This window comes from Blastocatellia bacterium (genome assembly GCA_025055075.1).
Classification (GTDB): Bacteria; Acidobacteriota; Blastocatellia; order HR10; family HR10; genus HR10.
On the sequence record JANWYV010000034.1, the window covers coordinates 79,467 to 106,086 of the forward strand.

General features: G+C 60.6%; 24 protein-coding genes. 12 read left to right on the forward strand and 12 right to left on the reverse strand.

What is annotated here, in order from left to right; translation table 11 throughout:
• Nucleotides 1-77: 77 nt before the first annotated feature.
• Complete coding sequence (gene coxB / locus NZ746_09005; protein ID MCS6817506.1) at nucleotides 78-869, reverse strand: cytochrome c oxidase subunit II; 792 nt, start codon at nucleotides 867-869, stop codon at nucleotides 78-80.
• Between the two features lie 175 nt (nucleotides 870-1,044).
• Between coxB and NZ746_09010 the strand changes: the two genes are divergently transcribed.
• Nucleotides 1,045-1,992 carry a hypothetical protein gene (locus tag NZ746_09010; protein ID MCS6817507.1) on the forward strand — a complete coding sequence of 316 codons (948 nt, stop codon included), beginning with the start codon at nucleotides 1,045-1,047 and terminating at the stop codon, nucleotides 1,990-1,992.
• Between the two features lie 5 nt (nucleotides 1,993-1,997).
• Here NZ746_09010 and NZ746_09015 read toward each other — a convergent pair whose 3' ends face one another.
• From NZ746_09015 to NZ746_09055, 9 genes are all read right to left on the reverse strand, one after another.
• On the reverse strand, nucleotides 1,998-2,999 hold the full coding sequence (locus NZ746_09015; GenBank protein ID MCS6817508.1) for a methionine synthase: 1,002 nt from the start codon (nucleotides 2,997-2,999) through the stop codon (nucleotides 1,998-2,000).
• Nucleotides 2,996-3,976 carry a methylcobamide--CoM methyltransferase gene (locus tag NZ746_09020; protein MCS6817509.1) on the reverse strand — a complete coding sequence of 327 codons (981 nt, stop codon included), beginning with the start codon at nucleotides 3,974-3,976 and terminating at the stop codon, nucleotides 2,996-2,998. The genes NZ746_09015 and NZ746_09020 overlap by 4 nt, the downstream gene beginning before the upstream one ends.
• Complete coding sequence (locus NZ746_09025; GenBank protein ID MCS6817510.1) at nucleotides 3,973-5,703, reverse strand: proline--tRNA ligase; 1,731 nt, start codon at nucleotides 5,701-5,703, stop codon at nucleotides 3,973-3,975. The genes NZ746_09020 and NZ746_09025 overlap by 4 nt, the downstream gene beginning before the upstream one ends.
• 73 nt (nucleotides 5,704-5,776) lie before the next feature.
• Nucleotides 5,777-6,766: a DNA polymerase III subunit delta' gene (gene holB, locus NZ746_09030; GenBank protein ID MCS6817511.1), complete on the reverse strand. Its 990-nt coding sequence runs from the start codon at nucleotides 6,764-6,766 to the stop codon at nucleotides 5,777-5,779.
• A gap of 6 nt (nucleotides 6,767-6,772) precedes the next feature.
• On the reverse strand, nucleotides 6,773-7,387 hold the full coding sequence (gene tmk, locus NZ746_09035; protein ID MCS6817512.1) for a dTMP kinase: 615 nt from the start codon (nucleotides 7,385-7,387) through the stop codon (nucleotides 6,773-6,775).
• Between the two features lie 4 nt (nucleotides 7,388-7,391).
• The gene (gene hfq / locus NZ746_09040) at nucleotides 7,392-7,646 is read right to left on the reverse strand and encodes an RNA chaperone Hfq (GenBank protein ID MCS6817513.1); all 255 of its coding nucleotides are present in this window, start codon (nucleotides 7,644-7,646) and stop codon (nucleotides 7,392-7,394) included.
• Between the two features lie 69 nt (nucleotides 7,647-7,715).
• Nucleotides 7,716-8,708, reverse strand: a complete 993-nt coding sequence (gene miaA, locus NZ746_09045) for a tRNA (adenosine(37)-N6)-dimethylallyltransferase MiaA (protein MCS6817514.1) — start codon at nucleotides 8,706-8,708, stop codon at nucleotides 7,716-7,718.
• 229 nt (nucleotides 8,709-8,937) lie between these two features.
• The gene (locus NZ746_09050; GenBank protein MCS6817515.1) at nucleotides 8,938-9,897 is read right to left on the reverse strand and encodes a TonB family protein; all 960 of its coding nucleotides are present in this window, start codon (nucleotides 9,895-9,897) and stop codon (nucleotides 8,938-8,940) included.
• Nucleotides 9,898-10,023: 126 nt separating this feature from the next.
• Nucleotides 10,024-10,977 (reverse strand): Gfo/Idh/MocA family oxidoreductase, encoded by a 954-nt coding sequence (locus NZ746_09055; GenBank protein MCS6817516.1) that lies wholly within the window; start codon nucleotides 10,975-10,977, stop codon nucleotides 10,024-10,026.
• 105 nt (nucleotides 10,978-11,082) lie between these two features.
• Here NZ746_09055 and NZ746_09060 point away from each other — a divergent pair, with 105 nt between their 5' ends.
• From NZ746_09060 to NZ746_09085, 6 genes are all read left to right on the forward strand, one after another.
• Nucleotides 11,083-12,747 carry a glycosyltransferase family 39 protein gene (locus NZ746_09060; protein ID MCS6817517.1) on the forward strand — a complete coding sequence of 555 codons (1,665 nt, stop codon included), beginning with the start codon at nucleotides 11,083-11,085 and terminating at the stop codon, nucleotides 12,745-12,747.
• A 111-nt stretch (nucleotides 12,748-12,858) separates the two neighbouring features.
• Nucleotides 12,859-13,368 carry an Hsp20 family protein gene (locus NZ746_09065; GenBank protein ID MCS6817518.1) on the forward strand — a complete coding sequence of 170 codons (510 nt, stop codon included), beginning with the start codon at nucleotides 12,859-12,861 and terminating at the stop codon, nucleotides 13,366-13,368.
• Nucleotides 13,369-13,651: 283 nt separating this feature from the next.
• Entirely contained in the window at nucleotides 13,652-15,262 is a 1,611-nt protein-coding gene (locus NZ746_09070) for a sigma-70 family RNA polymerase sigma factor (GenBank protein MCS6817519.1), read from the forward strand.
• A gap of 62 nt (nucleotides 15,263-15,324) precedes the next feature.
• The gene (rho, locus tag NZ746_09075) at nucleotides 15,325-16,476 is read left to right on the forward strand and encodes a transcription termination factor Rho (protein MCS6817520.1); all 1,152 of its coding nucleotides are present in this window, start codon (nucleotides 15,325-15,327) and stop codon (nucleotides 16,474-16,476) included.
• A 178-nt stretch (nucleotides 16,477-16,654) separates the two neighbouring features.
• Nucleotides 16,655-17,032: a hypothetical protein gene (locus tag NZ746_09080; GenBank protein ID MCS6817521.1), complete on the forward strand. Its 378-nt coding sequence runs from the start codon at nucleotides 16,655-16,657 to the stop codon at nucleotides 17,030-17,032.
• Nucleotides 17,033-17,146: 114 nt separating this feature from the next.
• Nucleotides 17,147-18,691: a YifB family Mg chelatase-like AAA ATPase gene (locus NZ746_09085; GenBank protein MCS6817522.1), complete on the forward strand. Its 1,545-nt coding sequence runs from the start codon at nucleotides 17,147-17,149 to the stop codon at nucleotides 18,689-18,691.
• Nucleotides 18,692-18,694: 3 nt separating this feature from the next.
• Here the strand turns inward: NZ746_09085 and NZ746_09090 are convergent, their stop codons facing one another.
• A complete protein-coding gene (locus tag NZ746_09090) occupies nucleotides 18,695-19,894 on the reverse strand; it encodes an MFS transporter (protein MCS6817523.1) in 1,200 nt (399 codons plus the stop codon).
• A 328-nt stretch (nucleotides 19,895-20,222) separates the two neighbouring features.
• Between NZ746_09090 and NZ746_09095 the strand changes: the two genes are divergently transcribed.
• The 3 genes from NZ746_09095 to mpl are packed head-to-tail and all read left to right on the forward strand — an operon-like array spanning nucleotide 20,223 to nucleotide 23,455.
• The gene (locus NZ746_09095; GenBank protein ID MCS6817524.1) at nucleotides 20,223-21,623 is read left to right on the forward strand and encodes a glycosyltransferase family 4 protein; all 1,401 of its coding nucleotides are present in this window, start codon (nucleotides 20,223-20,225) and stop codon (nucleotides 21,621-21,623) included.
• A 37-nt stretch (nucleotides 21,624-21,660) separates the two neighbouring features.
• A complete protein-coding gene (locus NZ746_09100) occupies nucleotides 21,661-21,999 on the forward strand; it encodes a helix-hairpin-helix domain-containing protein (protein MCS6817525.1) in 339 nt (112 codons plus the stop codon).
• A 34-nt stretch (nucleotides 22,000-22,033) separates the two neighbouring features.
• On the forward strand, nucleotides 22,034-23,455 hold the full coding sequence (gene mpl / locus NZ746_09105) for a UDP-N-acetylmuramate:L-alanyl-gamma-D-glutamyl-meso-diaminopimelate ligase (protein MCS6817526.1): 1,422 nt from the start codon (nucleotides 22,034-22,036) through the stop codon (nucleotides 23,453-23,455).
• A 48-nt stretch (nucleotides 23,456-23,503) separates the two neighbouring features.
• Here mpl and rlmN read toward each other — a convergent pair whose 3' ends face one another.
• Complete coding sequence (gene rlmN / locus NZ746_09110; GenBank protein ID MCS6817527.1) at nucleotides 23,504-24,628, reverse strand: 23S rRNA (adenine(2503)-C(2))-methyltransferase RlmN; 1,125 nt, start codon at nucleotides 24,626-24,628, stop codon at nucleotides 23,504-23,506.
• A 675-nt stretch (nucleotides 24,629-25,303) separates the two neighbouring features.
• On the opposite strand from rlmN, the gene rsmD reads away from it, so the two are divergent.
• Nucleotides 25,304-25,936, forward strand: a complete 633-nt coding sequence (rsmD, locus tag NZ746_09115; GenBank protein MCS6817528.1) for a 16S rRNA (guanine(966)-N(2))-methyltransferase RsmD — start codon at nucleotides 25,304-25,306, stop codon at nucleotides 25,934-25,936.
• A 125-nt stretch (nucleotides 25,937-26,061) separates the two neighbouring features.
• Nucleotides 26,062-26,553 (forward strand): hypothetical protein, encoded by a 492-nt coding sequence (locus NZ746_09120; GenBank protein ID MCS6817529.1) that lies wholly within the window; start codon nucleotides 26,062-26,064, stop codon nucleotides 26,551-26,553.
• Nucleotides 26,554-26,620 lie beyond the last annotated feature (67 nt).

The window sequence follows — 26,620 nt, forward strand, 5'->3', positions numbered from 1 at the left end:
AATTTCCCTTTGCGCCATACGCCGACAGGCGCGATGATGGCATGCCCCTCCGGCCGTCCTGCCGCCTGGTCCATGGGTCATAGATTCGTTCGCTGCTGCAGCCATTTCTGGAATTCCGGTTCGGGAAGGACCAAGAGAAAACCCCGCATCCGATGATGGGTGAGTCCACACAGCTCCGCGCACGCGATCTCGAACTGTCCCGTCTTCACCGCCTTGAAGTGAATGTTAATAGCCAATCCGGGAACAGCGTCTTGCTTCATCCGCAAAGGAGGAACCCAAAAGCTGTGAATCACGTCCTTCGAGCGCAAGATGACATGGATGTCCCGATTGACGGGGATGGCCATCTGATTCACCGTCACGATATCGTCCTGAGCCGCGGGATCCGTGAAGTCTAAGCCCACGGGATTATCCACATCATTGATCAACTCCGTTCGCGTCCGACCGAATTTTCCATCTGGGCCCGGGTATCGGATATTCCACACGAACTGCTGCGCCGTGACCTCGACCTGGAGCGCGCCCGGGGGTGGGGCGTTCAGATGCAATTGAGCCCACACGCGCTGTCCCAGAATAGCTAGGGTGATGAACACAGCGGCCGTGATCGTCGTCCAAAGGACTTCGAGCCGTGGGCTCTCGTGCCAATAGCTCGCCCGTTGCTCCCCCCGCCGCCGATACCGAACGATGAAGAAAGCGAGCGCCGCTTGAGCCAAGACGAACGCGATCCCAATGATCGTGAGCGTGAGCATGAACTGCCGATCAATGCTCGGGCCATGTTCGGAGATCGCTTCGGGAAACCACCAAAAGCGTCCGACGAACAGGATGACCGTACCCAGGGTGATCAATCCGATGACTAACGCTAAGGCAAGTCCCATTGCTTGACCTCGCTGCACCGACTCTCTCCTGCGGAAGGCTCCCTATATAGCACGGTTCGTATCATCGTGTCAACGGGGGACTGGGCAAAGTGCGTGGCCCTTCAGCCCCACGGTGTGTTACACTGGGAACACCGCGGACGCGGCCGACGTAAGGACCGTTGAGGAGGTCGGGCATATGGAGAATATCGAAGCGTTGAAGCGCGCCCTCTCGCGGAAGGCGCGCGAGTTGGATGAGCGCTATCGCCTTCGGGAGAAGCTCGCGGATGCGGTGGACGCTGTGACCTCAACCGCACACAAGGGCGCGGACCTTTTGGCCGATGGGCTTGAGGCCGCTCGTCAACGGATCGAGAACTCGGAAGTCAGCGCACGCGTTCGCGAGGACGTGGAGCGAACGGTGGAGCAGATCCGAGAGGGGGCCGAATCCGCGGCGCAAACGGCGCGCGAGAAAGTAGGAAACTTCGCTCGCCGGATCGAAGCCGAGTATCGCCGCGCGGAGACAGTCGCCCGCGCCTTCGACCATGCGACCCGTGCGGAGGAGCGTTTGCGCTCCGGATGGGAGCGCGTGCGCGCGTGGATCGCCCAGAATCCGGGGAAGACGGCAGCCCTTACGTTCTCTTTCGTCGCGGGCGTGCGAGCCGGAAGCGCGTTCCCCAATTTGGGCGCCGCACTGCTCGGCGTCGGCGGGGCGAATCATTGGTTCTTCCACAGCGCGCTCGCTCCCTATGGATTGCGTCGGCTCACGGAAATGTACATGGCGTACCTGCGGAAGCAAGAGCGCCTTTTGGCCGAAGGCCGGCTGACGGAGGCCGAGCGAGCGCGGCTTGAGTTTCAAGAGGCGATCACGCGATACGTGGGAGCGCCGTTGCTTGGCGTCTTCAGCATCACGCTGGGGGGGACGCTCATCGCCGAGAGCTTCTCCCCGACGCGGCTCGCGGGAGCGCCCATTGAGCTGATCCTCGGGGGCAATCCGGTCCTGAATAGCCTCTGGCTATTCTCCAATGGGCTCATCTGTCTCCACAATGGGGTGCGCTTCTTCTTGATCGCCTTCGCGGAGGCTGAGGACGTCGAGCGGATCGTTCGAGAAATCCGCGGCATGCTTCCCGCGTCGGAAGGACGTGCCTGATGGGTTCAAGCGAGGCTCGCGCGAACTCTCCTGACGGCCTCCACGATGACGCGCAGCTTCGCGATCGCTTCTTCCACCGTGCGCGTCTTCAGGCCGCAGTCGGGATCAATCCACAGCGCTTCGGCCGGCACCACCTCCAAGCCTTGTCGGATGCGCGCGACGACCGTCTCCACGTCCTCGATCACATGAGAGTGTACGTCCACGACGCCGAAGCTCAGGTCCTTCGTGAACGGAGAGCGCTTGAAATGCTCCAGCAGGTCGAGGTTGCTGTTGGACATCTCCAAGTCGAAGTTGTCCACCGGCAGCGCGAGCATCTGCGGATAGATCTTCTCGAAGGCGCCGTAGCAGGCATGGCTGATGAAATACGCCGGGAGCCCTTCGGTCACCACTTGCAGCGCTTCGCGCGCGAGCGGCAGCTCTTGAGGACGGACCGAGAGCGCGGGCTCATCAATCTGAATGATCCGCGCGCCCGCTTCGATCAAAGCCTCGACCTCTTTCCGAATCTCGCGCGCGAGGGCCAGGCAAGTCGCTCGGCGATCGGGATAATATTCGTTGAAGGACCAGTCCATGACCGTGTAGGGACCGGTGAGCATGCCCTTGACCGGTCGTGAGGTCAAACTTTGGGCAAAGCGCCACCACGAGACGGTGATCGGCCGCTCCCATCTCACTTCGGAGACGATGATCGGCTTTCGATAGTACCGATTCCCATAGGAGCGAACGAGGCCGCCGATCTCAAAGCCGCGCATATTCTCGGCGAAATAGGTGACCATGTCCCCGCGATACTGTTCGCCGTCCACGAGGACATCAATGCCCAATTCCTCTTGCGTGCGGATCCAGAATTCGGTCGCACGGCGTTCTAACGCCTCCAAGTCCGCGCGCGAGATAAGGCCTCGCGCCCATCGAGTGCGAGCCTGTTGCAACTCATCGGGTTTCGGGAAACTGCCGACGGACGTCGTCGGAAGAAGCGGAAGGTCCAACCCCAAACTGCGGAGTTTCTCTCTGCTCATTGTTTGAACCTCAGGCCGATTCTGACCAAATGCTGAAGCTTCCGGAACGCGCGGTCGCGCGGCAGGAACTCAAGTCCCGTCGAAGGATTCAGATACGCCACGTCGCTACGAATGGCCGGCAGCAACCGCTCCAGCGCTGTCGCGACCTCGGCCTCCGATTCTAACTTCGTGTTGCGTCCATCGATGAGGCCGAGACCGAGCGCTTTGACCGATCCCTCCACGGCGATCCGATCCACGAGCTGTGGACTGTAGGTGAAATCCAATCCGAGGACATCCACGGGAAGCTCTTGAAGCCGTTCGTAGATGGGCGAGACGTCGCCGAAGGAGATGTAGAGAGCCAGACGCGCTGCTCCCTTCACTTGAGCGAGCGCACGAATCCCCGCGGCGAAGAGGTCGAAGACGGCATCCTCGAGCACGATCGCCGGTTCATCCACCTGGATGAGATCGGCGCCCGCGGCCGCTAAATCCGCGACCTCCTCGGCCAAAGCCATCGCGTAATCCTCGACACGCCGCTCCAGGTCGCGATATTCCTTCCACTCGACCAGGGAGAAAACAGCCAGCGTGTATGGTCCCGTCAACACGGGTTTCACCGGCCGCGAAGAGACCGAACAGGCGTATCGGTATTCCTCGACGAGAATCGGGCACTCTCGAATGAGGCGATCCACGAGGACTGGTTGGCGGAAATAGAAGTTCGTGTCGAAGTAGCGCAGGAGGCCGTTGATCTTCGTCCCTCTGAGCTTCCCCGCGATATGCGAGATCGGATCATACCAGCGGATCTGGCCGTCGGTCACCAGATCGAGTCCTGCTTCAATCTGTTCGGCGATGGCACGACGGACCATCTCGTCCTCAGCGCGACGAATATCGGCCTCGGTCGCCTCTTGACGATCGAAGCGGGCCAATGTTTGGCGAAGGATTTGCAGTTCAGGGACATCGCCGATGCGCGGATAGCTGCCGGTGTTGGTCAGAGTCAGATTCATCGAGCGAGCACCTCACGAGTTTCTTCTTCGATGATTTGGCGAATGCGCGAGACAGCGGCTTCCAACGCTACATCCTCGACAGCTCGGGTCCGACGTCGCAGAATCTCTACCTGACCGCGGGCGAGCTTCTGCGGACCGATGGTCACGCGAAGAGGAATGCCGATGAGGTCCGCGTCCTTGAATTTCACCCCGGCGCGCTCATCGCGATCATCGTACAAGACCTCGATATTCGCCGCCAACAAGTCAGCATAGAGCCGCTCAGCAGCTGCGCGCTGCGCCTCGTCGGTCATGTTCACGGGAACGAGGATGACCTGAAATGGCGCGATCGTGATCGGCCAGATGATGCCATCTTCGTCGTGGTAGAGTTCGACGGCGGCAGCCATGACGCGTGCGACGCCGATGCCATAGCTTCCCATGACAAGCGGCACGGCTTTCCCCTCCTGATTGAGGACATAAGCGCCCATGGACTCGCTGTAGCGCGTGCCGAGCTTGAAGATGTGGCCGATCTCCAATCCCTTCCGAAGAGTCAATGTCCCATCGCAACGCGGGCACCCCTCACCCATCTTCACCAGACGCAAGTCGGCCCACTTCGTCACGCGAATGTCGCGCTCCACATCCACACCTCGCAGGTGGAAATCATCGCGATTCGCGCCGGTGACCATGTTGCGACGTCCCCGCAGGGCGAAATCGGCGAGGATCGGGTAGGCCGTGACGCCGACAGCCCCAATGCTCCCGGGATAGGCGCCGAGCGCAGCCTTGATCTCCTCCGGATGCGCCGGACGAATGTGCGTGGCGCCGGTCGCCTCGGCCAGCTTCGCTTCGTTCAACTCGTGATCGCCGCGCAACAGAAGGAGCGTGAATTGGTCGTCCAGGAAATAGGCGAGCGTCTTGATCTGCCGCTCGGCCGGAGCGCCGCCGGGGAAGTCCTCAAGATCTTTAATTGTGCGCACGCCCGGAGTTGGGAACATCTCCGGAGCGGGGAGCCCATCGGCATCGACGATCTCGGACACGCGAGAGGTCGCCTTCTCCGTGTTGGCCGCGTAACCGCATGCTTCGCACAGCGCGATGTGATCTTCACCGGCATCGGTGAGGACCATGAATTCAGCCGACTCCTGTCCTCCCATCGCGCCCGAGGACGCCTGAACGACGAGATACTTGAGCCCACAGCGATTGAAGATACGACAGTACGCCTCGTACTGGTCTCGATAGGCGCGATCGAGTCCCTCCCAATCGAGGTCGAAGGTGTAGGCGTCTTTCATGATGAATTCGCGGACGCGCAGCACCCCTGAGCGCGGGCGCGGTTCATCGCGGAATTTCGTCTGAATCTGGTACCACACCTGAGGCAATTGTTTGTAAGAGCGCAGCTCGTGGCGCGCGATCGCCGTGAAGACCTCCTCGTGCGTCATGCCCAGGCAGAGATCGCTGCCTCGCCGATCGCGCAGACGAAACATGTTCTCGCCCATGATCTCCCAGCGTCCCGATTCCTTCCACAACTCCGCCGGATGGAGAGCGGGCAAATGGAACTCTTGTCCGCCGATGCGATTCATCTCCTCGCGGATGATCGCTATGATCTTCTGCATGACGCGCCAGGCCAGCGGCAGGAAGCTGTAGATGCCCGAGGCGAGCTGCCGAATCATCCCAGCTCGCAGCAGCAGTTGATGGCTGATGACTTCGGCGTCCGCCGGAACCTCGCGTAAAGTCGGAATGAACACCTTCGACCACCGCATAGCCCCCCCTTCGCCTTCCACGGCGAGTCAGGATATTTTACGCGAGCTGCCGCGATTTGCCTAGGGCCGAGCGTCACGCTTCGGCGAGGAAGAGGGCTTCCAGAGCCAACTGCCGATTGAGCGTACGCCAAAGGTCGCGTCGTAAAGCAGCGAGTTTCTCCATGAAGTGCACGATGCGCGACGGAGACCACCAAGCGGCGAGCGATCGCAAATGCGCAGCGGTATCCGCGTTCACCACATCGCCGGCCCCGAGCTGTAGGTGCAGCATATCGGCGAGCACCCGCTCGAGGACCTCCAGTCGGCGCTCGAATTCCTCTCGATCCAAGCGCCGTCCCCAATACTCTGCCGCCCGCACGAGCCGCACCTGATCGCCCGTCCCTAATACGGCCAACAGTTCCAAGACCTCACGGCGCATCTCCTGATAGACCGAGAGATCAATCGAGAGCGCCTTCCCGATTCGACCTCCCGCTAATCGCGCCAAGAGGTGAATCTCCTCCTCAGGGCGCATGAACCGCTCGCGAAGGAAGCGTTCGACTTCGGCCGTGCTCAATGGGGCGAAGTGATAGAGGTGACACCGCGAACGAATTGTTGGCAACAGGCGCGCCAATTGACTGGTCAGAAGGATGAGGAGAGACTCGGCCGGAGGCTCTTCCAACGTCTTCAGCAAAGCATTGGCGGCCTGCTCGGTCATCGCCTCGGCCTCATCCACGATGAAGACGCGCCAGCGCGCCTCAAACGGTTTTCGATAAGCCTGTTCGCAGAGCGAGCGGATTTGCTCGATGCGAAGGAACGCGGTCTCCGGACGTAAGACGAGCACGTCCAGGTGTTCGCCGCGCTCGATCTTATGACAACTCGGGCAGGCATCACAACTGTCGGGAAGAGAACGATCGCCGTTGGAGGCATTCGGGCAATTGATCGTCTTAGCCAACGCGAGGGCAAATTGCCGCTTGCCAACGCCCTCAGGCCCGGAGAAGATGAGCGAATGCCCGAGGCGTCCCTCACGCACAGCCATTTGCAAGGCGCGCTTCACCTGTTCGTTCCCCACCAGATCGCGAAAGGCCATGTCGGACTACCTATGCAGGACTGAGGCGACGATCTCCCAGACCTTACGGGCTGTGACTTCCTCCGGCTCCGAAGCCGAGATGACAAGCATGCGCTCTGGTTCCGCGCGCGCGATCTCCAGATACCCTTGCCTCACCCGCTCAAGAAATTCCACGCCGTCCCGCTCAAACCGATCCCATCGGTCCGCAGGACGCCGTCGCGCCAGTGCGACTTCCACCGCGCAATCGAGGACGATAGTGAGGTCAGGGAGGAGTCCATCAGTTGCCCATTGGTTCACCACGCGCACCAGTTCGAGCGGAAGGCCTCGCCCATATCCCTGGTAGGCGACCGTCGCATCCGCATATCGGTCGCAGAGAACGATCCGACCCTCCCGGAGAGCCGGGCGGATGACTCGCTCGACGTGCTCGGCGCGATCCGCCGCGTAGAGAAACAGCTCGGCGAGCGGTCCCATCTCCCGCGCGAGCACGAGATCGCGAATGACGGCGCCAACGTCCGTCCCGCCGGGCTCGCGCGTCACCACGTGTGGAATTCCCAACCGCTCCAACTCGGAGGCCACATGTCGAAGCATCGTCGTCTTGCCACTCCCATCAATGCCTTCGAAGGTGATGAGCTTCCCCCGCATGGGCTCACTCCGAGGCCGGCGCGCGCATTCCCGGAGACCCGGCATCCAATTCGCTTTTCGGTCGCGTGATCGTGGAGATGGCGTGTTTGAAGATGAGCATCTCCTGGTGCCCGGCATCCAAAAGGATCGAATATTTGTCGAAGCCCTTGATCCGACCGATCAATCGAATGCCGCTCACCAGATACACGGTGACCGGGACGTGATCTCGGCGCAAGGCGTTCAAAAAAGCGTCTTGCGTCGCTTGTTCAAGCTGTTCCAAAGGTCGCCCTCCTTGTCAAAGATGAAGCCCCGCTTGGATGAAGCCCCGCGTGTTCGGGCGCCAGGACCCTTAGTTCCCCGCGCGCGAGGATCCCTCCTTGGCGAGAGCTTCCTCCCGCACGGGGAGGCCCCACCGAGCGCAGATCATCTGGATGACCGCGCGTTGAATGTTGGGATCATCGCCGAAGCCACAGAACCACGTGAGGTTCGGTTCGCGGCGGAACCACGTGAGCTGTCGCTTCGCATAATGGCGGACGTCGCGCTGCGTCAGCTCAATGGCGCGCTCCAGCGAAATCTCGCCGCGCAGATATTGTACGATCCGCCGATACCCGTGCGCTTGAAGGGCTTTGGCCGTCTCCGGGACGCCCGAGCGAAGCAAGGCCTGAACCTCTTCAATCCATCCGCGGGCGAACATCTCCTCGGCACGTCGATTGATCCGGCGATAGAGTTCCTCTCGGGGGGGATCCAGCGCGATCAAATACAGCCGATGGGCGAGCGGAGGCGGAGCCGGTCGTTCGCGCTGCGCGTCGGAGATGCGCCGCCCCGTTTGAAAGAAATATTCCAGCGCGCGCGTCGTGCGCGACCAATCGCGCGGACGGATGCGCGCGGCCGCTTCCCGATCCACGCGCTCGAGCATCCGATGCAAATGCTCTGGTCCCCGCCGTTCGAGAATGCGCTTGAGCCGCTCCCGCAGCGCGAGGTCCGTTGGCGGAGAGGGAAAGAGCGGTTGCCGTAATGCTCGGATATAAAATCCCGTCCCACCGACGAGGATCGCCAGCTTCCCACGTGCTTCGATCTCCGCGATGACCGAGAGCGCTCGACGCGCATATTCGCCGGCTGTGAAGTGCTCCGTGGGCTCCAGGACATCAATGAGATGATGCGTGATACCGCGTCGCTTCTCCGGAGGGACCTTCGCTGTGCCGATATAAAGCCCACGATAAAGCTGCACGGAATCGCAGTTGATGATCTCCCCATCGAAGGTCTCAGCCAGGACGATCCCTAACTCACTCTTTCCCGAAGCCGTCGGTCCCACGACGGCCAGAATCGGGCGCGGCACAGTCATGATCACATTCCCCGAAGGAGCCCAAGCAGTAACAGCGCGCTGAGCAACAGCAACGCCCCCCACCGCTGTCCTTGCGTCATGGCCGACCTCCCTTGGGTCTTCGTTCCTCCACTCAAGAGCCGGCTCAACACCCGCCGGTTCGCGCCCCACATCTGATCGTGCCTGGCAGCCCCAGAGAGAGGGTTCTCAGGCGCGAACCAAAGGGGCGCTCGAATCGCCAACGAGCCATTCATCGGGGTGGATAGTAGATGAACTTGTCTGTGAACCATTGGCTCTCGAACGTGTAAACGCTCGGCAGCGGGCGAAACGGAGCTGCCAGACGCACGGCGTTGATAGCCGCACGGTCCAAGGCCGATATACCCGAGGATTGCCGCAGCCGTAACTGCAGGAGTCGTCCATCTCGTCCGACCTCGAAGACGACGATCACCGTGGCCGGCGCTGACAACAAATTCGCCTCCGGAGGGATGAACCAACGTTGCTGAATCGCGCGCTCCAGATAGGCGCGATACTCCTCCATCGCCGCGACAGCTTGCGCATCTACAGAGGGCGGCCCCTCCAACGTCACGCCCGACTGTGGATTGCTGAAGGTCTCGGACGCAGGAGGTGCACTGCTCCCGCGAATCGCGGCGAGGACCGATTCGGGGATAGAAGTATTACGGCGATCCAAGGCTTCTCCTCGAGCTCCTGGTGCGGGCAACGTGGGCGCCAAGCGCGGATCCGCCAACGCTTCTTTCGAAGAGGTGCCCGGCGTCGCGCGAATCGTCCGTTGTCGGTCTTCGATCAATTCCGGCAGCGCGCGACCACGACCGCTCACCTTCGGCAGGGAAGAGGAACCCGTTGGGTTCGGGTTCGGCTCCCCGCGCGCAACCGTCGTGCGTTCGGAGAGGAACTCGGGACGTCGTGGAGGACGCAAGGCTTCGATCCCCGCCAGTTGGCGAATCACCTCAGGCGGCGGCGCATAAAACGGCTTGTCCAACTCGATGATCTCCGGGCGTGGATATCCAATCCCCGCTAATCCTCCCTCTATCTCTTCCGAAGGGAGCGATACGGGCGTCGTCGAAAAGAGGACGACCGTCACCAGCAGTCCCAGATGGAATGCCAGTGAGACGAGAGCCCCCAAGCGCGCCTCTTTGGTTAGGCGAGGTCGCCCTTCAAGAGCGAGCGCCGTTTGGAAGGAGAAGCGTTCCATCCATTCCTCTCCGTGCCGGCGCGAAGCAATCCTCCATCGCGCTCACGACTTGCGCGTCCGTCTTGGCCTTTCTCCCCTCATCTTGAGCGAAGCACACACAATGATACCCCGCGAGCCAGCGGCGAATCAACCGATTCCCGCGCGACGTCCATGTTCCCGAATGGCGGCGAGAATACGCAAGGCCAGAGCGAGCGCCCGATAGCCGTCTTCTCCTCCGACCAGCGGCGGCCTCCCTTCCCGCACGCACTTCAAGAAAGCCTCAAGCTGTGCTCGCAACGGCTCGTCCCTCGATACTGCGACGCGCTCGCTCAGAATGCGCGGGCGCCCGCTCGAGTCAGCCGAGGCCACCAGACGATAAACCTCTAGCTCTTGACGCGTATAGTCGAGCGAGATGTAGGCATTTGGCTGAAAGACGCGCAGCTTTCGGACCTTCTCCCGCGAGATCCGACTCGCTGTCACATTGGCGACGCAGCCATTGGTGAACTCCAGGCGAGCATTGGCGATGTCCACGCGATCAGTGAGGATCGGAACCCCAACAGCGTGCACCGCGCGAACCTCGGCATTCACAAGGGAGAGCAAGATGTCCAAGTCGTGGATCATCAGGTCGAGGACGACGTCAATATCTAGGCTGCGTTCGGTGAACTCGCCCAGACGATGCACCTCGAAAAACTTCGGCTCGGAGATGAGTGTTGATAGAGCGCTAACAGCTGGATTGAATCGCTCCAGGTGTCCGACCTGCAGGAGCGCTCCTGTCGCACGTGCTGAGCGGATCATGCGCTCGGCTTCCTCCAGCGTGCGCGCCATCGGTTTTTCCACAAGGACGGCCACGCCATTTTCCAAGAATTCGCACGCGATCTCGGCGTGGCTCTCGGTGGGGACGGCAACGCTCACAGCATCCACCCGGCCGATCAGTCCGCGATAATCAGCATAGTAGGGGACCGCATATTGAGTCGCGATCGCTTCGCCTCGCACACGGTCAATGTCGCAAACCCCGACTAGTATCGCTTCCGGAAGCGAAGCATAAATTCGCGCGTGTTCTTTCCCAATGCGCCCGACGCCAACGACAGCTACTCGCAGCATCGCGTGCTCAAGTGTACGGGAGCGAGAGGAAGGGAAGCAAGCTACGGTTTTCCACTCCTCCAGCTCGCTTGCCCGTGAGGGAGTGTTCTTTTCATAATCTCTTCGGTGGACGGGCGCAGGTGGAAGAGAGAAGGAAGCTTCGTACTTCTGCTCGCTGGCTTGTGTGCGCTCTTCTTCTTCTACCGATTAGGGGCGATGGCGCTCATTGGCCCCGATGAACCGCGCTATGCCCAGGTCGCTCGCGAGATGCTCGCTCGCCAGGACCCCATCACGCCGACGATCGGTGGACAACCATGGTTGGAGAAGCCCGCTCTCGCGTATTGGCTGATGGCGATCAGCATGCATATCTTCGGCGTGAGCGAATTTGCCGCCCGATTCCCTTCAGCTCTTCTGGCGACACTCTTGGCTTTCCTCATCTATGGCGTGGGACGACGCGTGCACTCCGCCCTCTATGGGGTCCTCGCGGCCTGCTGTTTCATCGTGAATCCCATGTCCTTCGGCTTCGCCCGAGGCGCGACGACGGATATGCCGCTTTCGGCAACGCTCGCCGCCGGTCTCGGCCTGTTGTTCCTCGCGCTCGAGGAGGTCGCCCCGCGCAAACGATTCTGGCTCTTCACTAGCGCCTGTTTTTGCTTCGGGCTAGCCGTCTTGGCGAAAGGGCTCATCGGAATCTTCTTCCCTATCGTGATCGCGGGCAGCTATCTCCTCCTTTGCCGACGCGCGGTGGTGCTGAGCAAGCTCGAACTCGCATGGGGTGGCCTCGTCCTGCTGCTTGTGTGCGCGAGTTGGTATGGACCTATGCTCGTTCGGCATGGATGGGCGTTTGTGGACGAGTTTTTCATCCAACACCACATCGAGCGCTACATGACCGAACGATTTCGGCATCCCGGGCCTATCTATTACTACCTCCCGGTCCTCCTTGTCGGTTCCTTTCCATGGACCCCACTTCTGATCTCGGCCTTCGTACGGTTTTTCACCGAGCGCCGCAGACGGGATCGAGAATGGAACCCCCAATCTACTAGGGATCAGGCTCTCGAGCGCTTCCTGATGTTCGCAGTACTTTGGATGGTCTGGCCTCTACTCTTCTTCTCCTTCTCGCAATCGAAACTTCCTGGCTATGTGCTCCCTATTTTCCCAGCGGCGGCGTTCTTGATAGCTCGTGAGATGCTCTTCCTTTGGAGCGTGGGAGCCGATCGCTCGATACGGATCGCGATGCTGACGTTGCCTCTTGTCATGTCGGCGATCACCACGCTGGCGCTTTTTTATGCTGAGAAGGAGCTAGAAGCGTTCAGTCCCCTGAAACATGTGCTCTTTTGGGGAGGAGTAGGAGGAGCGCTGCTCGGCCTCGGGCTCTGGCTCACCGCGCGCTATAGAATGCTCCTCGTCTTTGTGCTGCTCATGTGTGTGGCGAGCGTGCCTAGTGTGCTCACCACATTCCAACCGTTGATCGAAAGGAAAGAGTCGTTCCGAGATCTGGCTGAAATAGCGCTCCGGAAGTTTCGACCAGGGGAACAACTCGTTGGGTACGGTTGGTTTCATCATAGCCTGACCTTCTATACTAACGCGCGTTCGATTTACGATGGACGCGGGAGAGTTCAGATCCTCTTCTCCCCGAATGAGTTAGTGGAAGTGTTGCGTCGTCTCGGTTCGGTGCTTGTGGTGGCCAGACGACCCCATGTAGGACAACTACGTGAGCATCCTCAATTTAAGACCGAGTTGATTGGAGAGAGGGGTGGATATTCCCTTTTGCGGGTGAAGCTCTTGAAGTGAAGTCGCTCGCTTTTGAGCCGATCCCTAAATAGTGCTATTGACAAGCTAAGAAAATCTGACTATATTCATATCAGAAAAATTGAGTGCAAAACTAACACTGGGAGGTGAGCTATGTTGGTGAGATGGCGACCTCTCGATGAGTTCTTCAATCTCTATCAGGATGTTGACAATATGTTTCGCCGAGTGTTTCGCGAGTTGACCCGGGATTTCGAAGACTGGGTTACGTCTCGGTCCGAGGAGGAGTGGCTTCCTCGACTCTCAAAGGCTTGGATTCCGGTCGAGGCCTTTGTGGACGAGGGGAAATTGCATCTACGGATGGAAGTGCCGGGAGTAGATCCGAAGGACTTGGACATCAGCGTCACGGGTCAGCAGCTAGTGATTCGCGGTCAGAAGACCTTCGATCGGAAGGTCGAGGAAGCCAACTTCCTCCGTCGGGAGATCGCCTATGGGAGCTTCGAGCGAGTGATCCCGCTGCCGGAGGGCGTGAATACGGACCAGATCGAGGCGACTTACCACAATGGCGTCCTCGAACTGGTGATGCCGGCTCCGGCGGCCCTGAAGGTGAAGAAGGTGCAAGTAAAGGTGCTTGAGGCTCCCAAAACAGCCGGGGCGGCGAACTGAAGCTCGGGTCCCCCTCCCGCGTGGAGGGGGACGTTTTTCTTCTTGACAAACGGTACCGATCTTCCATACACTTAGATGGTTCTGTTGAGAGGGTGGGAGTTTTTGACACCCGATGGGTGTGGTGGCATAGGGTGCGGAGTGAGCGCGTGTCGCTGGGCGGGTGCTTCAGGGCTCAAGCGTGTAGCGGCAGGGAGCTGAAGCCCTCGATGCAGAACGAGGCTTGGTCGCTTCGTCGTAAGAGCAACGCATGGAGACGACCTAACATCCACTAAGTGTGAGGACGATGACGAAGGAGGACATCTTGCTGGACTCCATGGATGATGCGCTCCTCATGGAGGAGGATCCCTCGTCCTTGGAAGGCGGATTCGCCCGCGAGGACCTCTTGGACTTTGCTTATCCGGAGGGAGAGTTCGAAGAGGGATTGGAGGGATTCTCTGAGGGGGAGGTCTTAGAAGAGGAGATCGCTGGGGAAGGAGAGGTCGAAGAGGTCGAGGCGGTTGATGCCATCCGGACCTATTTCCGGGAGATCGCTTCGACGCCGCTGTTGACACAGGAGGGGGAGGTCATACTGGCCAAGCGCATTGAGCGCGGGCAGCGCTTGGTCCGGAAGGCGCTCTCCCGCTCGCCGATCGCCGTCATGGAGCTGCTGGCGCTAGGCGATCGGCTTCGCAAGGGGGAGATCGAGTTGGAGGAATTTGTGGACACGGAGGCGGAGGCGTCGTCCGAAGAGCGGTTGCGTCAGTTGAAGGCGCGCGTGTTCCAAATCCTGGATGAGGCGAAGAAGCTCTATCGACGCTGCCAGACGCAGGCCGAGCGGTTGCGCGCGTTGCGTCAAGAGGGAGCGCGGCGGCGACGGCTCTTGCGGCAGTTTCAGGAGACGCGGATTTTGCTCGCGCGCAAGATGCGGGAATTGGATCTCACGCCTTCGGTGCGCGAGCGGTTGATTGGCAAAATTCGAGAGGCCAATGAGGAGTTGCGGCGAGCTCGGGAGGAGCTACAACAGGCCGAGAGCGCTCTGGCACGGAGCCGGCGTAAGGACAACCGCGAGTTGCGCGCGCGCGTGCGAGCGGCCCGACGGCGGGTGCGAGAGCTGGAGGAGAAATATGGCGTGGCTTTGCAAGACCCGGCACGGACGCTGGAGCAGATCACACGGGGCGAACAGCAGTCCGAGCAAGCGCGAAAGGAGTTGACGGAAGCGAATCTTCGTCTGGTGATCGCCTTCGCTAAGCGGTATGCGCACTTGGGATTGCCATTGCTGGACCTCATTCAGGAGGGGAACATCGGCCTGATGAAGGCCGTCGAGAAGTTCGACTATCGGCGAGGATATAAGTTCTCGACCTATGCCGTGTGGTGGATTCGGCAGGCGATTCGGCGGGCGATCTCGGACAAGGCGCGGACGATTCGGTTGCCCGTGCATGTGACGGACACGTTGGAGCGCGTCCGACAGGTGACGCGGGAACTTGGGGAGAAGCTCGGGCGCGAGCCGACACCAGCCGAGATCGCGCGGAAGGTGGGGATCACGACCGAGAAGCTGCGGCAACTCATGGAAGCCGCGCAGGGACCGGTCTCACTGGAGACGCCCATGTTCGAGAACGAGGAGGTCCGGCTCGGCCATTTGATCCCGGACAAAAGCTCCAATAATCCTATTGAGCTGGCGATTCAGAACAATCTCAAGCGTGTGACGGAGGAATCGCTCCAGGTCCTTACTCCCCGCGAGCAGACGATTATTCGGATGCGGTTCGGCCTGAATCCGCAGGGGGAGGAATATACGCTTGAGGAGATTGGCAAGCACTTGGGGGTCACCCGCGAACGCGTCCGTCAGATCGAGGCCCGAGCGTTGGCGAAGCTTCGACATCCGGCGATCAGTTCCAAGCTCAAGTCCTTCCTGGGATGACGGCTATGGGGGAGATGTGGGAGGGAGGTCATTCCGGATCCGATGCCTCATCGCAGCCGACTATGACGAAAAACGATCTCATCCTGATCGAGGGCGTCCTGGAAGTCTTGCCGGAAGGGCATGGCTTTCTGCTGTCGCCCGAAAATGGGTACATTCCGAGCCCGGACGACATCTACGTCGCGCAATCGCAGATTCGCCGCTTCAAGATGCGCACTGGCGATGTCGTGTGCGGGCTCTGTCGTCCCCCGCACGATGATGAGCGGTATTTCGCGCTGGTGCGTGTGGAGACGATCAATGGTGAACCTCCGGACAAGCGCCGGGAAACGCCTCCGTTTGAGACGCTCGTCCCCTTGTTCCCGGAGGAGCGGTTCCACCTGGAGACGACGCCGGACAATCTCTCGGCGCGGGTGATGGATCTGCTGACGCCGATCGGCAAGGGACAGCGCGGATTAATCGTCGCCCCGCCGCGGACGGGGAAGACGGTGCTCCTGCAGACGATTGCCAATTCGATCACGCGCAATCATCCGGAGGTGAAGCTCATCGTCCTCTTGATTGATGAGCGTCCGGAGGAAGTCACCGACTGGGAGCGGAAGGTACACGGCGAGATCGTAGCCTCCACGTTCGATCAGCCCGCGGAGCGGCATGCGCGCGTGGCGGAGATGGTCTTGGAGAAGGCCAAGCGGCTCGTCGAGTACGGCAACGACGTGGTCATTCTGCTGGACTCGATCACTCGCCTGGCGCGGGCGCACAACTCCATCGTGGAGCGGAGCGGTCGGACGTTGACCGGCGGAATTGACGCCAGCGCCATGGAGAAGCCCAAGCGCTTCTTCGGCGCCGCGCGCAACCTCGAAGATGCCGGGAGCCTGACGATCATCGCGACCGCGCTCATTGACACCGGATCCCGCATGGATCAGGTCATCTTCGAGGAATTCAAGGGGACGGGCAACATGGAGATCCATCTCGACCGCGCGCTGGCGGATAAGCGCGTCTTCCCGGCCATTGACATCCATCGGTCGGGGACCCGGCGGGAGGAGCTGCTAATCCCGCCGCAGGATCTGAATCGCATCATTGTCTTGCGCCGTGTCCTGGCTACGCTCTCGCCGGTCGAAGCCATGCAGCTCATGTTGGAACGCCTGGCGAAGACGAAGACGAACGCGGAATTTCTGAACTCGCTCCAGGTCGAATCGGAGCGAGCGGCGTCGTCTCGACGTTGAGGCTCGGCGCGTCCTCAAAAGCGGGATTTCCGGTCTCGGGATCGTGGGGACGTGGTCATCCGGATCACGTAGACGTCGGTCCTTTTCCCCAAGCGAATCGCTCTTGACGTCTCGGCGCGCTGCGCTATAATGGGAATCGCCAGTTCCTGCAGACCACTAGGCGAGGAGGGAGGGAGCTATGAAGCGGTGGATCGTTTGGGCGATTGCTTTTTCCCTTGCTATTCCGCTGGTGAATCTTTTCGCCCAGCAACAGCAAGCGGGTCAGGCACCGACGGCGCCGAAGACGGCTGCGCGACCGGCGCTCAGGACCCATTCGGGCGAGGTCGTGTCTGTGGACACGGCCAAGAATCAGATTGTGATCAAGCAGCGGACGGGGAAGGAGATGACGCTGGAGGTCGCCCCGGACGCCCGGGTCACGAAAGCGCGTCAACCGATCACCCTGGGCGATTTGAAACCCGGTGATCGGGTGACCACGCGGTGTGACGAATCCGGCGGCAAGTGCGTGCTCAGGTCCATTCGCGTTCAGGTGGCACGCGCAGCCGCGCAGACGTCGTGATAGGACACGGGACGGCTCTCGTCGAGCGATCTCTCGGGCGCTTGGCGAGAGCCGTTCTGATTTTATTTCGCCTAACCCACTGGCTGAACGCCAGAATGAAACGAAAAGTCCCCTATGCTCTTTAAGGTCCTCAGCGCCGCGACGCTCGGTATTGAGGCGTATCTTGTGGAGGTGGAGGTGGATCTCTCGCCTCGAGCGGGAGATCAAGCCGGAGCGGCTTTCATCATGGTGGGCTTGCCCGATGCCGCCGTTCGAGAAAGTCGCGAGCGGATTCGCGCGGCGATCCAAAACTGCGGATTCTTCTTCCCCATCCATCGGGTCACGGTGAATCTCGCGCCGGCGGACATCAAGAAGGAGGGATCGAGCTTCGATCTGCCGATCGCGGTGGGCATTCTCGGGGCGAACGGATACTTGGAGGGCGTGAGCCTGGAGGATGCGCTCTTCGTCGGAGAGCTTTCCTTGGACGGTCGAGTCCGACCCATTCGCGGCGCCCTGCCGATTGCCGTAGCGGCGAGAGCGTGGGGGATCCGAAGGATATTCCTGCCGCAGGAGAACGCGCGCGAAGCAGCCGTCGTGGAGGGAGTTGACGTCTTCCCCGTGGGAGCGCTTCCCGAAGTCGTGCAGATCCTCATCGGACAGCGATCGGCAACTCCTCTGCGCCTCTCTCTCGAGGAGTTCTCGACCGACATCAATCGCTATGCCGTTGATTTCAGCGAGGTGAAGGGACAATTGGCGGCGAAGCGCGCCATCGAGGTCGCTTGTGCTGGGGGGCATAACATCCTGATGATCGGTCCGCCCGGCAGCGGCAAGACGATGCTCGCCAAACGCATCCCGACCATCTTGCCTCCGCTCACCTTCGAAGAGGCCATTGAGGTCACCAAGATTCACAGCGTCTCGGGATTGACCGAAGAGCGCGGTTTGGTGGTGACGCGTCCGTTTCGCGCGCCACATCACACGATCAGTGATGCCGGGTTGATCGGGGGCGGGGTCATCCCACGTCCGGGCGAAGTCAGTCTCGCCCATAATGGCGTCCTCTTCTTGGACGAATTGCCCGAATTTGATCGAAATGTGCTCGAGGTACTGCGTCAGCCGCTCGAAGACGGGCGGGTGACGATCTCGCGCGCGGCGATGTCGCTGACGTTCCCCGCGCGGTTCATGCTCGTGGCCGCGATGAACCCATGCCCGTGCGGGTATTGGGGGTCGCGCGTTCGCGAATGTACATGCACCCCGGCGATGATCCAGCGCTACGTCTCGAAGATCTCCGGGCCATTATTGGATCGCATAGACATTCACGTCGAGGTCCCGGCGGTGAGATTCCGGGAACTCACCGAGGATGCCCCGAGCGAGCACTCTCTAGCAATCCGGGAGCGCGTCGTGCGCGCGCGCTCCCTTCAGTTGCGCCGGTATGTGGCCGACGGCATTTATTGTAACGCCCAGATGACGCCTCGGCTGATTCGCAAGTACTGTCGTTTGGAGGAATCGGCGCAGCGCCTCTTGGAGCATGCCGTCTCGCGCCTGGGGCTTTCGGCGCGCGCCTATGATCGCATTCTGAAGGTGAGCCGTACGATCGCCGATCTCGAAGAGAGCGAACGGATTCGATCGCATCACGTCTCGGAAGCCATTCAGTATCGCAGCCTCGATCGTGCGTACTGGATGTGAGCTTCACTTGGCTGGATGTGGCCGCACTACGCGGAGCTGAAGCTCGGGCGCGCGCGCCTCGGGAACCCACAGAGCGAGGAAAGCCGTCATCAGGGGGAACACCGCCATCGTGGCGAGAACGCCTTCGAATCCCAGCGTGCGCGTGAACGGCTCACAGAGCGCCGGAGCCATCGAGCCGACACCCCACGCAAAGCCCATCATCAGCGCGGAGACGGTTGAGGTCTCTCCGGAAGCCAGCTCTTGAGCCGTCGCGACATTCACGGGGAAGACGGACATGAGGACGAAGCCTCCGGCGACGAGAGCGATCGCGCTCATGGGGCCCGTCGTCAGGGCAGCCGTCGCCAGGAGGAGGGGAACGAGTATCCCAGTGCCCAAGGTGAGCCATCGGCCGCCGAAGCGTTCGGCGAAGGCACCTCCGAAGAAGCTCCCGCACGCGCCGGCCAGCAAATATGCCGTCAGTAGCCCTCCCGTCTCGCGCAGACCATACCCTCGCTGCGTCAGAATGAAGGGGATGTAGCTGTTGGTCATCACATATGTCGCCGACCGCGAGACGGTGATCAGATAGAGGAAAAGCATCGGGCGCCACACCCCTCGCAATCTCGCCGTGAGATGCCGAAGCATCTCGTGTCCATTTGAGGGAGCCACGTGCGAGTCTTCTCGTGGTCCGTAGCAGTAGATGAGCAAGGCGACCATCCATCCGAGCGGCATCAGGAGATACGTGTGCGTGACGTCCGTCGCCGCTACGACCGTCGTGATGATCGCAGGGCCAAGAGCGAACCCCAGCGTCCCTGAGGAGGAAAATATCGAGAGGGCGAGGCGGCGCCGATGTGCGTTGGCGCGAGCGACCAACGCCGCCCCCTGTGGATGGAAGGCACCATTGCCCATCCCGCCCAGGATGAGGAAAAGCACGAGCCATCCATACGAAGGAGCTGCACCGATCAGGGAGATGAACGATCCCGCGATGGCCGGCCCAATGATGGCGAATGCGCGACGCGTGTATCGGTCGGCGAGGAATCCGTACACGGGCTGCAGGAGCGAGGACGTGAGGTTTAACAATGGCGCAAGCCAGAAGACCTCCGCCTCGCTCAGATTCAGTCGTCGCGCAATCAGCGGCAGTAGCGGATACAGCGTGCTCGTATGAAGATCACTGACGAAGTGGCCCAATCCGATGACCAGGAGCGCACGCCTTCCTTCTCTCGACATACGCGCTCTCACCCTACGACCTTCGCTTGATTGCCTTCTGCCAGAGACGCTCGAAGATCGCTCGCGAGAAGCCATCCGAAGTAAACGTGAACTCGGGAGGCCACCAAACGACGCAGAGTGCGGACTCTACGTGAAACGTAGCCTCGGCTGCTGCCTGGCGGTCGCAAATAACGACGAGCGATCGCATCGTTCTCCCCTTTCTCGAAAGCGCGCCCGCGCGAAAAATGCTCAGTTTAGTGGGCGCGCGAGTCTTTGTCAAAGACGGTCCCCGAGAGCTCGGGGAGCTGGGAGACCATCGCGCGCGCATGCTACCATTGCGGACGTGCGGATGAAGATCGCCCTCGTCGTTCATCGGTTTTTCCCCGAGGGCATCGGGGGAGTTGAAACGTTGACCGCTCATCTGGCTCGCGCGTTGCGTGAGCGTGGGCACGGGGTGCTCCTCCTCTGCGCAGCGCGCTCGCTTGGATTCGAAGGGCCGCTTCGTTTCCTTCGCGAGACATATGGGGAGATCCCCATTTGGCGCATCGCCGGGGAGGGGGAGAAAAAGACAGCGCCGATTCGGGCCACATATCGAGATGAAGCGATCGGCGAGGCCGTCGCGCAATTGTGGCGCGAAGAGCGTCCCGATCTCGTGCACGTGCTGCATGGATTGTTCCTCTCAGCTTCCGTCATCGAGAGCGCTCATCGAGCGGGATTACCGCTCGTATGGACGCTTCCAGACTATTGGCCCATCTGTTGGAAGACAACGCTCCTGACCTGGGACGACCGGCTTTGCGCGGGGGATTGGCGCGTGCCGACCTCCGAATGCGTGGCCTGTCTGATTTTCGAGAGTCGGACATATCGTCGGCTCTTCGGCGAGAACCGATTCTGGCCGCGACCGCTGGCGCGGGGGCTGGTTCGAATCGCGCGAAGTGCAGTGGGACACCGTGTCCTTCCGCCGCTCTGGACGCATGCTGTGGAAGCGCTGCGCGCGCGACCCGAATGGTTTCGAACGCTCGTTCGCCATGCGGACGCGCTTGTCGCCGTGAGTTCATTCTCCTTCGATCTCTTCCGCGCCATCGGATTCCCGCAAGATCGTCTCCGTTTGATCGAGCAAACTATCGTCCCGGTCGTTGGGGCCATGCCCGCGTCGGCCCGGAAGGAGAGATGGCGTTTCGGATACATCGGGCGGATGACGCGAACCAAAGGCGTTGATGTGCTCGTTCGCGCTTTTCGTCTCGCCGACCTGGGGGGGCGCGCGACGTTGGAGCTTTTCGGTGGATTCGAGGACGCGGCGTTTCGCGATCGCGTCTTGCAGTTGGCGGATGGAGATCCGCGCATTCGCTTTCACGGAGAGTTTCCGCCGGAACGGTTGGGTGAAGTTCTCGCGCAAATAGACGTGCTCGTCATCCCCTCGCGATGGCCGGAGACGGGACCGCTTGTGCTCTTGGAGGCGCTCGCGGCCGGACGCCCAGTCCTCGGCGCACGCGTGGGACAGATGGGGCGGATGATCGAACCGGGACGAAACGGGTGGTTCTTCGAGCGTGGAGATGCGCATGATTTGGCAGCCGCGCTTCGAAAGATCGTCGCGCGATCCGAAGCATGGCCGGATCTCCGGTATGCCTCCCATTCGATCAAGCCTTTCGAGGAGATGGTGAGCGAATATGAGGCGCTCTATCGCGAATGCGTGGAACGTCATGGCCGCGAAGCTTCGAGCGCGCATGTCGGGAATCCAGACATCCCTCGATGAGGGCTCATGGCGAGAGCTTGTGGAGGGAGGGCTCAAGATGGGGAGCGCGCTCGTCCTGCTGCTCGCTCTAGCGCTCGCCATATCGCGCTTTCGATCTTGGAGGGAAGAGCGTGCGATCTCGCAGCGCTCGGCATTAATCGAAAGCCAGTGCGCGCCGGGAAAGGTGAACGTGAATCGAGCGACGCAGAAAGAGTTGGAGGCCGTTCCCGGTATTGGGCCTGTCCTCGCTCAGGAGATCATCCGCTATCGCGAGCGGCACGGTCCATTCCGTCGCCTGGAGGAGTTGCTGATCTTGCGAGGCGTGAGCACGCGGAAGCTTCGCGCGTTATCCGCGGCGCTCTGCGTTGAAGACGGACGTTCGGGGAATACGAATTGACGGATCGAGAGATGCCCATTAGCATTGGGGCCCTATGTCGGGACGACATTATCACCTCGTTGGGATTGGCGGAACGGCGATGGCCGGATTAGCCGGGCTCCTGCTGGCCAAAGGTTATCGAGTCACGGGATCGGATCACGACGTCTATCCCCCAATGTCTGAACTGCTCGAGCGTTTGGGCATCTCGGTCGCTCGAGGATATCGGCCAGAGAACTTGCGGCCCCATCCGGATCGCGTCGTCATCGGGAACGCCCTCTCGCGGGGAAATCCGGAGATCGAATATGCGCTCGATGCGAAATTGCATTATGTCTCTCTGCCCGAGGTCCTCAAGGAGGAGTTCATCCGAGGTCGGCATTCGGTCGTGATCGCGGGGACGCATGGTAAGACGACGACGACCTCACTTATGGCATGGACGCTCGAGCAAGGAGGGCAATGCCCGAGTTTCCTGATCGGAGGGATCGCGGAGAACTTTGGAACGAATTTTCGATGGAACGAGAGCGCGTACTTCGTCGTCGAGGGGGACGAATATGACAGCGCGTTCTTCGATAAAGGGCCGAAGTTCATGCATTACTTGCCAGACACGGTGATCTTGAACGCCATCGAATTCGATCACGCCGACATTTATCCCGACTTGGACGCTGTGAAGACGGCCTTTCGGCGCTTGATCAATATCATCCCCCAGCGCGGGCGCGTGATCGCCGATTTCGATTCGCCAGTCGTGCGCGACGTGGTCGCTGGAGCATGGTGCCCCGTGCATTCCTTCGGCCTCACCGCGGAGGTTGAGTGGCGTGCCGAAAGAATTCGCATGAGTGAACGAGGGACGACGTTCCAGGTATGGCATCGTGAGGCTTTCGTCGGGGAGTTCTTCACCCCATTGGTCGGCGAATTCAATGTGCGGAATTGTCTGGCCGTGATTGCGGCTGCTACGGCGCTCGGCCTCCAGCAAGAGGCGATCGCGAGCGCGCTGGCAAGTTTTCGCAGCGTCCGGCGCCGGATGGAGATTAAGGCGGAGATCGCGGGAATTACGCTCATTGATGATTTCGCCCATCATCCGACGGCCGTGCGCGTCACCCTGCAGGCGCTGCGGCAGCGATATCCCGATCGGCGGCTCATTGCCGTTTTCGAACCGAGATCGCGAACGTCGCGCCTGCGCATCATGCAGCCGGCTTTCGAAGAAGCGCTTTTTGTGGCAGATGTCGCCATCATCGGCCCCGTGTTTCGACCTGAAGTTGTCCCGGAGGCTGCGCGCCTTTCCCCATCAGAGCTTGCGCGCGCGTTGCGAGAGCGTGGGCGTCCGGCTTATGCCTTCTCCTCGGTGGAAGAGATCGTAAATGCCCTGGATGAGATGCTCCTGTCTGGCGACGTCGTCGTCATCCTCTCCAATGGAGATTTCGGGGGGCTCCTTGGAAAGCTCATCTTGAGGCTGCGCGAGCGCGACCCTAGGGGAGTCCTTTGAAGGGGGCGTCATCCATGCGAGGTGGGGCGGAGCACTCGCCCCCCGAGCTTACCGCTGTTGCAGGAACTGCCGGTCGTCACCCTGCGGGATGGGACGGAACGGCTGCGAGAGAGTCGGAAGCCGTGCCAAGTCCTCCTGCTGGCGGGCAGCAAGTTGCCCGCACGCAGCAGCGATCTCTCGACCTCGCGGTTGGCGAATGAATGTCGGAATGCCCGCCGCACGCAGGATCTGTTGGAAACGCAAAATGCGCGACTCTGGCGAGGCGGTGAACGGTAACTCTGGAGCGGGATTGTGCGGAATCAGATTCACCTTCGCGCGAATCCCGCGCAGCAGCCGGACGAGCCGTCGCGCATCCTCTTCGCCATCGTTGATCCCGTCGAGCATCACGTACTCGAAGGAGATCCACTCATTCCTTCGAAGCGGATACTCGCGACAAACAGCCAGAAGCTCCTCGAGCGGCCATCGCCGATTGATCGGCATGAGCTGATCCCGCAGCGCGTTCGTCGTCGCCGTAAGCGAGATCGCTAGCTCTGGCCGAATGGGTTCCTCAGCGAGCTGACGAATTCGAGGAGCGACGCCAGCCGTCGAGAGCGTGATCCGTCGCTGAGAAATGCCCATCCCTCTCGGATCGCAAAAGAGGCGAATCGCCTTCATCACGTTCTCGTAATTCAAAAGGGGTTCGCCCATCCCCATGAGGACGAGATTGACACCTCGCTCCGGCTTCGCCTCAGGGCCATAAATGTCGTTGAGAACGAGCCAGACCTGGGCGAGGATCTCCCCAGCGTCAAGGTTCCGCTGCAATCCCAGGCGAGCCGTCATGCAAAACTGGCAGGCTAGGGGACAGCCTGCTTGCGTGGAGAGGCAGATCGTGTCAGCGTACGGCTCAGGGAGCCATACCGATTCGATACGTACGCCATCCCTTAGCCGCAACAGGTAGCGCCGCGTCCCATCACCCCCCTGGAAGACATCGATGATCTCCACATCCGTAATGACATATTCCGCCGCGAGACTCTCCCGCAGGGAGAGCGGAAGATCGGTTGCCGCCCGCAGGTCTGCGATCCGCCGCCGGTGGAGCGCCTCAAAGAGTTGATGCGCGCGATATGGCTTCGGATCGTGCGCTCGGAGCACCTGCTTCAGCTCCTCTCGCGTCCACCCGAGAAGCGCTTTTTTCATCATGCGGCATTATAGCTACTTCTGGGAAGATGTCCAAGACCGAGGCAAACGTTTGTGAGCCGCGGTAGCCTTGGCCACAGTCCTCGAGAATGAAGGAAATGAAGGAATTTTTCCCTTGACAATGTCAAGGACTACCTGTATACTCTCGAACCGATGTTGAATGTTGATCACATAAGGAGGTGTGACGTGCGCGAGAGAGGACAACTTGATCCGACTGTGCTCGTACTGGTCATGGCGTTTGCGGTTCTGTTCCTGTTCCTGTTCCTGTTGCTGGTTTGACAAAGATCTAAGGATGATCAAGGAGGGATAGTATGGATACGATGACGCTCATATTAGTCATGGCGTTTGTGTTCCTTTTCCTACTTCTGTTCCTGCTGCTTGGCGGAGGTGGGGGAAGCTAACACGTTCCCCGCGATTTAGGTGGGATCCCCTGTGACGTCGTTTGGCGAGCCACAGGGGATTTTTCATCCCTCCATGTCTTGGGGGGAAGGAAGGCCACCTTACACCTTTAGCCTTTCTCTCGGTTCTCTTATTGGCCCTGCTGCTGAATAGTGTTCTCGTCTCCATAAAGAGGCCCTCGGTTCCTTGAGAAAAGCCTGCTCAAGCATATCGCATAGTAAAGGTGGCCTAGTGAGGAGCGTTGCCTCGTGGCCTGGTCGGCGATAATATAACTCCGTGCGCGTGATCGCAGGCCTGTACAAGGGGCGACGCCTGAAGAGCCTTTCGGGGAGGGAAGTCCGGCCGACTCCCGACCGATTGAGGGAATCCCTTTTCAATATCCTGCGACCACGACTTACGGGTGCGCGTTTCCTCGATCTCTGTGCGGGGACGGGATCAGTAGGGATTGAGGCACTCAGTCGTGGGGCACGACAGGTCACGTTCGTCGAGCGCTCTCCCGCAGTCATCGCCGTACTCCGGCGAAATCTTAGCGCCTGCGGCATCGGCGATGGCATCGTGGTCCTTCAGCAGGATGCCGTCCGCGCTCTGGAGCAATTCGGCGCACATGGGGAGACCTTCGACATAATCTTCTTCGACCCCCCGTATGCCTCGATGCTCTATGACCCCGTGCTCGAATGCCTCGCGCGCAAGCCGTGGGTGTTGGCGCCAGAAGGAGTGCTCATTGTCATGCATCATGCCAAGCGTGCCTTGGAACCTCGCTATGGGGAGTTGGAACGCGTGCGGCAGGTGCGACAAGGAGAGAACGTCTTGAGCTTCTACACGCGTCGCCCCTTGCTGACACCCGCGCGGTACAGTGAAGCCGAGGAGCAGGAGCCAACGTTCTCCCTCGTGGGAAGCCCTGTGGAATGAGGGGAACCAGGCATCCGGGGCTTTCGCTCTTTTTTCGAGAGGGCTTCTGTGCAAATAGAGCGACGGCGTGTGAAGCGCGCGAGAGCGCGAGAAGCTCTGAGAAAGTGCGAGGGAAAGGAGGCGATATGCGAAAGACGGTGAAGATCGCTCTTGTCGGGCTCATACTTTGCGCAGCGAAGTCGGGATTCGCGCAGGAAGCTCCGCGAGTCGAGATCTTCACGGGCTACTCGTATGCGCGGTTGGCGGAAGCGGTCAACTCTCACGGGTGGAATTTTTCGATCGCCGGGAATGTGAATTCGTGGTTCGGGATCGCTGCCGATGTGAGCGGCCACTATCGGTCGGGGCTCTCGATTTACTCTTACACCGTCGGTCCTCGCTTCTCCATGCGGAACACGATCACGGCCTTCACTCATTTTTTGTTCGGTGGCGCGCGACTCGGAGATGGTGGCTCGCTCTCGGCGTTCGGGATGATCTTTGGAGGCGGGTTCGATGTCCCCATTGGCGAGCGCTTCGCGCTCCGATTGCTACAGGGCGATTATCTCCTCACTCGCTTTGGTGGCGAGACGCAGAATAATGCGCGGCTCTCAGTGGGCATCGTGTTCACCTTCGGACGATGAGGGCCTCTTGGGACGAGACGTCCGATGCAAACGCGGCGCATTTGTTGCCGAACCGCTCCGCGCCCTT

Coding starts and splice junctions, on each gene's coding strand:
- NZ746_09090 (MCS6817523.1), bottom strand. CDS start 19,894: ATGTCGAGAGAAGGAAGGCGTGCGCTCCTGGTCATCGGATTGGGCCAC.
- NZ746_09050 (MCS6817515.1), bottom strand. CDS start 9,897: ATGGAACGCTTCTCCTTCCAAACGGCGCTCGCTCTTGAAGGGCGACCT.
- NZ746_09025 (MCS6817510.1), bottom strand. CDS start 5,703: ATGCGGTGGTCGAAGGTGTTCATTCCGACTTTACGCGAGGTTCCGGCG.
- tmk (MCS6817512.1), bottom strand. CDS start 7,387: ATGCGGGGGAAGCTCATCACCTTCGAAGGCATTGATGGGAGTGGCAAG.
- NZ746_09120 (MCS6817529.1), top strand. CDS start 26,062: ATGCGAAAGACGGTGAAGATCGCTCTTGTCGGGCTCATACTTTGCGCA.
- NZ746_09080 (MCS6817521.1), top strand. CDS start 16,655: ATGAAGCGGTGGATCGTTTGGGCGATTGCTTTTTCCCTTGCTATTCCG.
- holB (MCS6817511.1), bottom strand. CDS start 6,766: ATGGCCTTTCGCGATCTGGTGGGGAACGAACAGGTGAAGCGCGCCTTG.
- miaA (MCS6817514.1), bottom strand. CDS start 8,708: ATGACTGTGCCGCGCCCGATTCTGGCCGTCGTGGGACCGACGGCTTCG.
- mpl (MCS6817526.1), top strand. CDS start 22,034: ATGTCGGGACGACATTATCACCTCGTTGGGATTGGCGGAACGGCGATG.
- NZ746_09070 (MCS6817519.1), top strand. CDS start 13,652: ATGACGAAGGAGGACATCTTGCTGGACTCCATGGATGATGCGCTCCTC.
- NZ746_09010 (MCS6817507.1), top strand. CDS start 1,045: ATGGAGAATATCGAAGCGTTGAAGCGCGCCCTCTCGCGGAAGGCGCGC.
- rlmN (MCS6817527.1), bottom strand. CDS start 24,628: ATGAAAAAAGCGCTTCTCGGGTGGACGCGAGAGGAGCTGAAGCAGGTG.
- NZ746_09085 (MCS6817522.1), top strand. CDS start 17,147: ATGCTCTTTAAGGTCCTCAGCGCCGCGACGCTCGGTATTGAGGCGTAT.
- NZ746_09095 (MCS6817524.1), top strand. CDS start 20,223: ATGAAGATCGCCCTCGTCGTTCATCGGTTTTTCCCCGAGGGCATCGGG.
- NZ746_09100 (MCS6817525.1), top strand. CDS start 21,661: ATGGGGAGCGCGCTCGTCCTGCTGCTCGCTCTAGCGCTCGCCATATCG.
- NZ746_09055 (MCS6817516.1), bottom strand. CDS start 10,977: ATGCTGCGAGTAGCTGTCGTTGGCGTCGGGCGCATTGGGAAAGAACAC.
- rho (MCS6817520.1), top strand. CDS start 15,325: ATGACGAAAAACGATCTCATCCTGATCGAGGGCGTCCTGGAAGTCTTG.
- coxB (MCS6817506.1), bottom strand. CDS start 869: ATGGGACTTGCCTTAGCGTTAGTCATCGGATTGATCACCCTGGGTACG.
- NZ746_09015 (MCS6817508.1), bottom strand. CDS start 2,999: ATGAGCAGAGAGAAACTCCGCAGTTTGGGGTTGGACCTTCCGCTTCTT.
- NZ746_09020 (MCS6817509.1), bottom strand. CDS start 3,976: ATGAATCTGACTCTGACCAACACCGGCAGCTATCCGCGCATCGGCGAT.
- NZ746_09065 (MCS6817518.1), top strand. CDS start 12,859: ATGTTGGTGAGATGGCGACCTCTCGATGAGTTCTTCAATCTCTATCAG.